The 9,887-nt window shown below is 60.3% G+C and carries 10 protein-coding genes; 9 read left to right on the plus strand and 1 reads right to left on the minus strand.

Features of this window, described 5'->3' with window-relative positions:
- The first annotated feature begins 109 nt into the window (after positions 1-109).
- The 9 genes from QMA15_RS30220 to QMA15_RS30260 all read left to right on the plus strand — a co-directional run bounded on the left by QMA15_RS30220 (position 110) and on the right by QMA15_RS30260 (position 8,641).
- Entirely contained in the window at positions 110-832 is a 723-nt protein-coding gene (locus tag QMA15_RS30220) for an SDR family oxidoreductase (RefSeq protein WP_290288267.1), read from the plus strand.
- Between the two features lie 496 nt (positions 833-1,328).
- Complete coding sequence (locus tag QMA15_RS30225; RefSeq protein ID WP_290288269.1) at positions 1,329-2,339, plus strand: phosphotransferase; 1,011 nt, start codon at positions 1,329-1,331, stop codon at positions 2,337-2,339.
- Entirely contained in the window at positions 2,336-3,040 is a 705-nt protein-coding gene (locus tag QMA15_RS30230) for a histidine phosphatase family protein (RefSeq protein ID WP_290288271.1), read from the plus strand. Before QMA15_RS30225 ends, QMA15_RS30230 begins: the two co-directional genes overlap by 4 nt.
- 211 nt (positions 3,041-3,251) lie before the next feature.
- A complete protein-coding gene (locus QMA15_RS30235; protein ID WP_290288274.1) occupies positions 3,252-4,706 on the plus strand; it encodes an APC family permease in 1,455 nt (484 codons plus the stop codon).
- Between the two features lie 92 nt (positions 4,707-4,798).
- Positions 4,799-6,367, plus strand: a complete 1,569-nt coding sequence (locus QMA15_RS30240) for an amidohydrolase (RefSeq protein WP_290288275.1) — start codon at positions 4,799-4,801, stop codon at positions 6,365-6,367.
- 86 nt (positions 6,368-6,453) lie between these two features.
- A complete protein-coding gene (locus tag QMA15_RS30245) occupies positions 6,454-7,425 on the plus strand; it encodes an NAD(P)/FAD-dependent oxidoreductase (protein WP_290288278.1) in 972 nt (323 codons plus the stop codon).
- Positions 7,370-7,756, plus strand: a complete 387-nt coding sequence (locus tag QMA15_RS30250; protein ID WP_290288281.1) for an FAD-dependent oxidoreductase — start codon at positions 7,370-7,372, stop codon at positions 7,754-7,756. The genes QMA15_RS30245 and QMA15_RS30250 overlap by 56 nt, the downstream gene beginning before the upstream one ends.
- A gap of 33 nt (positions 7,757-7,789) precedes the next feature.
- Complete coding sequence (locus QMA15_RS30255; RefSeq protein WP_290288284.1) at positions 7,790-8,098, plus strand: hypothetical protein; 309 nt, start codon at positions 7,790-7,792, stop codon at positions 8,096-8,098.
- A gap of 408 nt (positions 8,099-8,506) precedes the next feature.
- Positions 8,507-8,641, plus strand: a complete 135-nt coding sequence (locus tag QMA15_RS30260) for a hypothetical protein (RefSeq protein ID WP_290288286.1) — start codon at positions 8,507-8,509, stop codon at positions 8,639-8,641.
- A gap of 406 nt (positions 8,642-9,047) precedes the next feature.
- Here QMA15_RS30260 and QMA15_RS30265 read toward each other — a convergent pair whose 3' ends face one another.
- A complete protein-coding gene (locus tag QMA15_RS30265; RefSeq protein WP_290288287.1) occupies positions 9,048-9,665 on the minus strand; it encodes an MBL fold metallo-hydrolase in 618 nt (205 codons plus the stop codon).
- Between the last annotated feature and the right edge of the window lie 222 nt (positions 9,666-9,887).

A 9,887-nucleotide genomic window follows, 5' to 3' on the forward strand; every position in this document is an offset into this window, starting at 1 on the left:
CGCGTGCCGTGGAGATATTTCGGTGTCCTCGTCCACGTCGAAGAATCACTTGACATGTCGACTCGGCCGCACTTCCGCCCAATTTCACCCGAAAGAAAGAGTCGCAATCATGAAGCTCGATGGAAAGACCGCCTTGGTGACCGGTGGTGGAACCGGGATCGGCGCCGCCATCGCCCAGAGGCTTTCGGCAGACGGGGCCAAGGTGTGTCTGTTGGGCAGGCGGGCGGAACCATTGGAACAAGTACGCGCGTTGATGCCGGCTGAGCGGGTGGCGATCTGCGTAACGGACGTGACCAATCCCGCCGATGTCGACCGTGGAGTGGCTGCCGCGGTCGAACTGGGGGACGGGCGGTTGGACATTGTGGTCAACAATGCGGGAATCGGCCCTTTCGGATCGATCGACGAGTGCGACCTGGATGAATGGAATCAGACGCTCGCTGTCAATCTCACTGCGCCGATGCTCGTCATTCGTGCGGCAATCCCACCTTTGCGGCGTAGCGGCGGGGGGTTGGTAGTGAATATTTCCTCCGTTGCGGGCCGTAGGCCGTTTCCCGGACCCGCTGCGTACAGTGTGTCCAAAGCCGGTTTGATCATGCTTACCCAGCAAGCGGCGGTGGACTACGGTCCCGAAGGTATCCGCTTCAACGCGATCTGCCCCGGTTGGGTCCGGACGCCGATGAGTGAAAGCGAGATGGCGACCGTCATTAAACTCCACGGCGGCACCCTCGATAGTGCGCTTGCGCGCGTGAGCCGAGACACGCCACTCAAGCGTGTCGCCGAGCTGTCTAAGATAGCGAACATCGTCTCTTTTCTTGCCTCCGACGAAGCCTGATTCGTCTCCGGTGATGTCCTGGCCGCGGACGGCGGGTCCACCCTGCTTGACGTGTCCACTCTGGCCTTCCAGTACTAGTCGGGTAGCTGATGCGGCGCCGCGCATCCAGCAACGCTGCGACGGTGAAGCGCTGAGGGGTTTGAGTTTGAACGGTGTTGTCGTCGGCCGTCGCGCCTCCGAGCTCTTTATGCGCTGTTCAGGAGCGGTTTCGGCGGACGGTTAGGAACACGCGGCGCATGTGAGCCTTGTTTCAGAAATGTAAAAATTGAACGGACCATGCAAAAAAGTTCCGGGTAGTCTTGCTTATGTGAGGTGCGCGACATAAGTTCGGTGAAGTCATCCACTCCGCCGCCGCTTCGGCCTCAGTCGATCGAAAACATCACTGTCGATTGCGACTTCACCCGACGTGGATGCTCGAACTGCCTTCGAGCGTTGCGCCGCACACCTCCGATGTGACTAGTCAGCGCTCTCAGAACACACCGACAGGAATCCGGCCATGTCCGAAGTATCACCCGTAACTGCCTCCGCCACCTTGCTGCATGCAGAAGCTGTTCTCGCACTGGCACTTCCGCGATTCGGCTATAGCTCCGACTTGATACCCGAGCAACTGCCGGTCTCGGAGAACGTCTCGTACCGCATCCGGCCCGAAGGCCGGCCTGCTGTCGTAGTCCGGATCAGCCGCCCGGGCGGACATCCACTGCGGGTGCGCGAGTCCGAATTGGCATGGCTTGCAAGCTTGGGACAGTCCGCCGACTCCCTGGTTCCCGCAGTCCATTCGTCCCTGGACGGGAAGATGGTCATTACGGTCCGTCCACCTGGGTCGACCCTCGACTATCACGTCAGTCTTTTCGAGTGTGTGGAGGGGCAGCATCCGGCCGAAGACGACTTCGCCGCAGTGATGCCCACCCTCGGCACCATTACCGCCCATCTGCACGAGCATGCGACGCGGTGGCAGCGTCCGACGTGGTTCACCCGCCCCGACTGGGATCTCGACGCGGCATTCGGCACGGGCGCGCGTTGGGGGGACTGGCGTGCCGGGGTCGACGACATTCACGAAGTCGAGCATCTGACGCGAGTGGAATCGTTTGTGCGCCGGCGACTGCAATCGTACGGTTCCGGGGCCGATAGGTACGGCCTGATCCACGCAGACTTGCGGGCCGCGAACTTGTTGGTAAACGGCGAGCGCTGTCGTTTGATCGACTTCGACGATTGCGGTCCTGGATGGTTCATGTACGACTTGGCGACCGCATTGACCTTCGCTGAAGACCATGCTCGGTCGCCCGAGTTCATTGGCGAATGGTTGGACGGATATCGCTCCGTTCGCGAGCTATCCGTCGAACATGAACGCGAGATCGACACCTTCCTGCTGATGCGGCGCATGCTGACTATTGCCTTCCTGGGAAACAACCCGGATATCGCCGTCAGTCGTGAGATGTTGCCGGGACTGGCCCGCAGAACATGCGACTGGTCCGAAGGCATTTTGAATCGAGAGGCAGCCAGCTTGTGATCGACCGCGACCTTCAGGCTCCGTTCACGGTGCCCGAGGGAGCCATCGAGATAATTCTCATTCGACACGGATCATCCTGTGCGGCAACGGGAATGCCGCAGATTGACGGACATGCCAATCCGCCGTTGTCGCGTCTTGGGATCGAACAAGCCGCCGCAGTCGCACACCGGTTGCGTGCACTGGATCCTGAGCGAACGGACTTGTTCGTCACCTCACTGCAGCGGACGGCGCAAACAGCGGAGCCCACCGCCGATGCGCTCGGCGCCGTGCCCACGGTGATCGCAGATCTCCGAGAAGTCTGCCTCGGCGACTATGAGGGAGAAGAATACGAAAAGCGGCGACAAGCTGACGACATGCTTCTGATGCGGGTCTTCGAGAAAGAGCGGTGGGACCTACTTCCCGGCGCCGAGGACACCGACGCCTTCCGTGCTCGTGTGCGCCGTGGCCTCGCCACCACTCTCAATACCGTCCCCGCAGGATCAACCGCCGTCGCATTCGTCCACGGCGGAGTTGTCGCCGAAATCTGCCGGTGGATTACCGGTAGTCGCCCCTTCGCTTTCGTCGATGTCGAGAACGGCTCCATCACCCGCATCGTTCACCATGCGGACCGCTCATTCCGTCTTCGGACATTTAACGATACTTCTCACCTCGGGCTGGCCGCCAGATCTGTGTCACAGCTCCGCCCGGCGCATCCCGGGTAGGGCGCACCTGCAAACTCTTAAATGTTTGAACGACTCGTTCAATATGTAGTCGAATGCTATTGACAACGCACGGATCACGTATGAAACTAACCATGCGTTCAGTGATGTGAATCACTTTTGTCTGATGGCAATACCCGCGCCCACGCGATTTCCAGCCGGCAACACTGCCGGCCGACGCTCACGCTCGACTTCACTCAACCTCGGAGTCCCCATGTCCAGTGCCCAGCCTTCAACGCCCAGCAGTTCCGTTGTTCAGACCTCTGCCACTACCGACCGAGGGGGCTTGCGCCCCGGACGCTTGGGAGTGACAGCGATCATCTTCTTCGTCGTCGCCGCTGTCGCACCCATGGCCGCCATCGTCGGCGCGTCAACAGTAGTCTTCTCTGCGAGTGGTGCAAGCGCCCCGATGGTCTACTTGCTGGCCGCGTTGCTCTTCGTCCTGTTCGCGGCGGGGTACGTGGCGATGAGTCGCCATATCTCCAACGCCGGCGGATTCGTCGCCTATATCGCCCGCGGGCTCGGACCCCGGGCAGCCACGGCCGGAGCCGGCCTGGCCATCTTGTTCTACGGCTCCCTGCAAGCGTCGCTATGGGCACTGTTCTCTGTTTTCGCCCACGACACTATCGCCAGCAAGCTAGGCATCGATATCCCACGTGCGCTCATCATGTTCGTTGTCCTCATCGCAGTGACAGGACTCACCATGTTGGGTATCGATCTAAGCCTGAAAGTGCTCGGTGTACTCGTAGCGCTGGAAATCGCGGTCTTCATCATCCTCGACTTCGCCATCGTCCTCGGAGGCGGTGCCTCTGGGAACTCGCTGGCCGCGTTCGACCCCTCAGCTCTCGCAGGACCCGGCCTGGGCGTGGCGTTTCTGTTCGCCTTCGCCTGCTTCACCGGTTTCGAAGCGACGGTCGTGTTCTCCGAAGAGGCCAAGAATCCGCGCCGGACGATCCCCCGCGCGATCTACGGATCTATCGCCTTCATCGGCCTGTTCTACGCCGTCACTACATGGGCCCTCGGAAATTCAGTCGGCACTGACTCCGTTCAGAATGCAGCTATTGCGGACCCGGCCGGTCTCGTATTCGCCATAGCAAAGCAGGAGGTGGGTGGCTGGTTGAGCACGACCCTCGAGATTCTGGTCGTCACAAGTTTCGTCGCGATGCTCATCGGTTTCCAGAACATGTTCGCCCGCTACATCTTCGCACTCGGTCGGGGGGGAGTACTGCCGCACCGACTCGGTACGGCGACCCGAAAGTCCGGCACCCCCGTTACCGCAGCAGCTGCGGTCGGCTGCGTTGTGGGCATCGTACTTGCAGGGTTCGAGCTTGCAGGAGCGGACGCCTACACCGTCACCTACAGCTGGTTGCTGGCTCTGGGAACGACCGCACTAATCGTCATTCTGATCATGACATCGGTATCGATCCTCGTGTTCTTCGCGCGAACCAAGCTCGAAACCAATCCGTGGACGACCAAGGTCAGCCCGATTTTGGCGGTCGCAGGCTTCGGATACGTGGGCTACCTAGCTGTCAGTAACTACGACGTTCTCCTTGGGGGCCAGGGCGGGATCGCTCAGTGGCTGCTTCTGCTTATTCCGATCTTCGCGATCGCGGGGTTCCTTTGGGCGACCGTTCGGCCAGGAGTCAACTACGAGGCCGAACTCGTCTGATTCATTCAGAGCGCAGCGCTCTCGATCCTGGAGTTCGAGTGCGTTTGCCGTCGTTGTCCAGATTTGAATACCTCGAAGCCAAGGAGTTTGCCGTGCCCACCGCTTACATCAATGGACGCATCTACACCGTGGACCCCACGAAGCCCTGGACATCGGCGGTACTCGTCGATGACGGCGTCTTCACAGCTGTGGGCAGTGATGATGCCATCACATTGGCCGCACCCGCTGGAACCGAGGTCGTCGACCTGGCCGGGCGGACCGTCGTACCCGGGCTTCACGACGCGCACACACACTTGCTTTTCAGCGGTCTCAAATTCAAATACGAAGCGCGCCTGACCCTCGCGGGTTCGCCGGAAGAGATCGTGCACGACCTCGAAAACTGCCACTGCGCGACGCTCGTAGAGGAAGGCGAGCAACCCTGGATTGTCGGCGGGGAGTTCCTTCCCTCTGCCTTCGAAGACGGCGAACTCGATCGAAAGTTCCTCGATGAGAAGTTTCCAGATCATCCGGTCATGTTGTACGACTACACAATCCATCATGCACTGGTGAACACGAAGGCTCTCGAAATCGCAGGGCTGGACGACTCGACTCCCGATCCTGTTGGCGGCCGCTATATTCGGCGCGAAGGAACAGGCGAGCTCACCGGCGAGTTGGTAGAACAAGCACGATGGCCGGTCCTGCGGTCCATTCCCGACTACCGCGCAGAGGTCTACCGCGATGCCCTGACATGGGCGGTGCGGACGTGCCACCAGTTCGGGATCACCTCCGTGCAGGAAGCATCCGCCTCACCCCAAGCGCTCGCGGCCTACCGATATCTGGACCAACGCAACGAACTGGACCTGCACGTCGCCGCCCATCTCGTGTGGAGGGAGGAGGGATTCGGAATGGCCTCTACCGCCGACCTCGACCGCATGATCGCGAACAGAGAAGAGTCGGCGAGCACGCACCTCGACACCCGCTTCATCAAGATATGGCTCGACGGTGCCCCGCTGCCGCCCCACATGACGCAAGCGGACCTCGACGCACGCGGCAACATAGATCCCTCGAACATTCTCGTCCCACCCGAGCAGCTCACCGAGGTGCTCATCCGCTTCGATGCAGCCGGGCTATCTGTGAAAATCCACTGCGCCGGGAAAGGATCGGTACGGGCGGCGCTGGATGCGTTCGACGCCGTCCGCAAATCCAACGGGCCCGATGGCCCGTCTCATGAAATCGCGCACTGTACATTCATTCACGACGATGACTACCGACGCTTCGGCGAACTCCGCGTCGTCGCGGAGATGTCGCCAGCGATCTGGCACATCGAAGAGTATGGACTGCAAGACGGGTACAAATTCCGCACGATTCTCGACGCGGGTGCCACCATGACGATCGGCTCGGACTGGATCATCACCCCCAACCCGAACCTTTTCCCCGCCCTCCAAGGGATGCTCGAACGAGGGGATGACTCGGTCGAACTAGAAACAGCCATCGAATTGCTGACGCTCGAAGGGGCGAAAGTCGTCGGGTGCGGAGACTCCCGAGGATCGATCGAAGTAGGCAAGTCCGCCGACATGATCGTTCTCGACCGCAACATCTTCGACGGCCCCACAGGTGACGTCGGTGAAACCAGAGTCTTGAGAACAGTCTTCGAGGGCCGCACGGTGTACACGGCGGAATGAGTCCGTGCGGAATGAGCCCGTATCGCAATGCCGGAACCCGTCGGCCTGTTCTCGGTGACTGAGATCCTTACAGAAAGTACCTCTCGATGGATACATACGATTCCGATGTCATCGTTGTCGGCGGAGGCTTCGCCGGAGTAACTGCAGCGCGAGAGCTCACCCAGCGCGGCACCTCAGTCGTGGTGTTGGAGGCTCGCAATCGGCTTGGAGGCAGAACATGGACCCGCCCAAGCGATTTGGGTAAAACTCTCGAAATTGGTGGGACGTGGGTGCATTGGACACAGCCACATGTGTGGGCCGAGATCGCACGCTACGACCTCCCCTTGGTGTCGAGTCCGGTTGCAGAGCGTGGACTGTGGAAGGTCGGCGACGAGGTCCGGACCGGCCCCGCCGAGTACATATTCGAGCTGCTCGATTCCGGAATGACTCAGACCGTTGATCGGGCCACCGAACTGCTGCCCAACCCGTTCAAATTCGCACCACTCAACGACGAGCTCAAAGTGCTCGACCACATGTCCATCGCTGACAAGATCGCAGAACTCGACCTCGACGAGGAACAGCGCGCTCTGGTGGAAGGGATGTGGGGACTGAATTTCAACGGCTACCCCATTAGCGGCGGATACACTCAGGCGCTTCGTTGGGCCGCGCTGGCCGGCGGCAACTGGATGCTCCTGTTCGAAGCCTGCGCAAAATACAAACTCGAGCAAGGAACCAAGTCGCTTCTCGACGCGATCGCTTCGCAGTCCACGGCGGATTTTCGCCTCGACTCCCAGGTTTGCCGCGTTGTCCAGAGCGACGACGGCGTGGCGGTCACGCTCACAGACGGTTCGACTGTCACGGCCAAGGAAGCCATCGTCACCTTGCCGCTCAACGTACTCAACAGCATCGAGTTCTCACCCGAACTCCCACCTGCGATTGTCTCCGTAGCGTATGAAGGGCAGGCCTCCACTGGGGTCAAATTATGGGGTGCGAGTGAAAGGCGACATAGGACATGTAGCCGCGTTGGGGTCCACGACCTCGATACTGAACTTCTTCCAATTCGAATACGCCGTCGGTGAGGACAGCTTGATCGTCGCTTTCGGGCCCGATGCCACACGAATCGACATCACCGACCGTGATGCAGTGGAACATGCTCTGCAGGAATGGATTCCGGACTTAGAGGTCCTCGATGTCGACGGCCATGATTGGGTCACCGACCCGCTGGCAGGGCAAACCTGGCCAATGCTCCGCCCCAGCCAGTTGGCCCCAGTACAAGCTGCCGCAAGTGCAGCGTTCGGTCATGTGCACCTGGCCGGAAGTGACTACGCCGAAGGTTGGGCCGGATTCATCGATGGCGCCATCGAAAGCGCTATGGCGGTCAGCAACCGCATCCTTCGATCCCTCTCCTAGCTAATCCATCTTCTCAAGAAACGAGGCTCCTTCATGTCTCACTGTGCCGAACTGGTCACCTACGCGATCACCACCAACGAAGCAGACTTCATAGCACGGCGCTCGGCAGCGATCGTCGAGGTCAAAGCTGCACATCCCGGACTGGTGTCGGTCCCATTCGTCGGGAAGCGTGAGGACGGAACGTATCTCGACGTCTGGATCTATGAAACGGCCGACGCAGCGGAGGCCGCGAACGCCGACGCTGCGAGTTTGGCCGCATTCACTGCCTTCTTCTCGGTGCTATCCGATGTGGCCATCGAAACCACGCAATTCCCCGAGGCGGCCGTCAGCCCACTTCGCTGAACGGATCCGCCAATCCCGCAGCTTCCCTGATCTACTCCGCGACTTCCTACTGGAACGCGCGAAGAACGGCGGCTCCACCCGTGCGCTTTGCGGGCAGGCGTGAAGCCGATCGCAGAGGAATGGCGATCACGCCAGTGCTGGCGATCTGAAAGCCGGACAGTTCGCGCCACGTTATGCACGTGACGCGTACCCGGTAATTGATCGCCCACGACGGCACCGGCTGACTTGAAGGTGAACCAGCCAGTGCCGCCGTGGGTGCGATTTGATCAATAGTGAAAGTGTCAAAGTTATTGCAGTACAACAGATTAAGAAACAGCTTCCCTTGATAAAGTTCCTATTCTCCGATAGTGTGATGTATGCAACATCGCGCAATTCGGCGCATATAAATCCATACCTCAGGAGACTGCCATGGGCTCGTCGGACACCGATCTCAAATCGCTCGACAGCGTTATCGCCGTTGCGGGCGCGCTAGCGGCCATACTCGGTGGAATTGCCGGTATGGCCGGGCTCGCAACCTTTTTCGGTACGGGAGGCGGATCGTAGACAGATGCGCCAAGGCGTCGTTCGGACCGTGGTGGTTGATTGCGACGTCAGATCGTAGTGTGATCTGCCCGCTTCAACGGCGTCAGCGTCGGTTGATCCTTGTCGAACTCGCTTTGCGGCCGCTTCGGAACTTTGTCCGAGGCGGCCGTGGCGTTTTCGCGGCCGTGCTACCTCGTCGCGTAACGGTCGAGCTTTGGACGCAGCCTACTCCGAATCGAGAGCCCTCTTCGTTCGAGTACGTGGTGGCGGCCCGGGGTTGCCAGTCTGTGGGTCAAGTGGGCCGCGGCCCGTTCCTGGATCGAGGGTAAGCCTGAGGGAGGTTGGCGGCGCAATAGCGCCAGCGGCAGTGCCGAGATCGGTGAGGTTTGTACGTTCGTGTTCGAAGGCTATTCGCTCAGACGTGGTGTCATGCGCTCTGTCGGTCCGCTCGGTGTGTCTGCTGGATGAAGGTTCTGCCGAGTAGGTAGCTATTTCCGTGCCCGGGATGTATGCGGGTATCGGGGTGGAGTGCGGCGAACCTGTCGAGGGCCTGGGAGGCGTGGGGTCGTTCGACGGCACGAATTGGTTGTATCAGGGCGTCGCCCGTGAAGGCCAGGGCGTGACGAGCGATGTGCAGTGTCACAGATCCCAGGGTGGTGGTTGGTGTGTGGAGGACACGGATTTCTTCGCCGGCGACGCCGACGCGTTGGCCGTCGTCGAGGCGCCAGTATCGGCGTTCACCGTGCACCGCCTGCCACGCGGCGTGGTCGGCAGGATGAATGAGGACGGGCGCGCTGAACTCTTCGCCGAACATCATTGCAGCCGCAATGTGGGCACGATGACCCTGTGTGCAGATCACCGCGGTGATCTGCCGGGTGCCTACCGCACCAGCAACCAACTCGTGAGCGCCCGCCGGATCGATGATTACCACATCCCGATCGTCCCCGATCAGCCACACGTTGGTTTGTGTGCTGTGAGGGAGGCTGCTACCGGGACAACCGGTGGTCTGGACACGAACGTGATCGACGCGGAAGCGTTGGCTCATTGGCGATTTGTCCTCAATGCTCGTTCAGTGTTTCCGAAATATCTTCATTGAAGAGCGCTCCACATCAAGACCACTTTTTTGCTCTCCGTGACCGCCGACGACCGCATCCTCGGTTTGCAACTATCGAGGCTAAGCCTGCGCAGCGGGTTGTGGACCTGTTCGATAGGCGAGTGAGCACTAGTCGAAAGGCGAGACGGAAAAGTCGTAGTGAATCGCACCGGA

This window comes from Rhodococcus sp. APC 3903 (genome assembly GCF_030407755.1).
GTDB lineage: Bacteria > Actinomycetota > Actinomycetes > Mycobacteriales > Mycobacteriaceae > Rhodococcus_F > Rhodococcus_F erythropolis.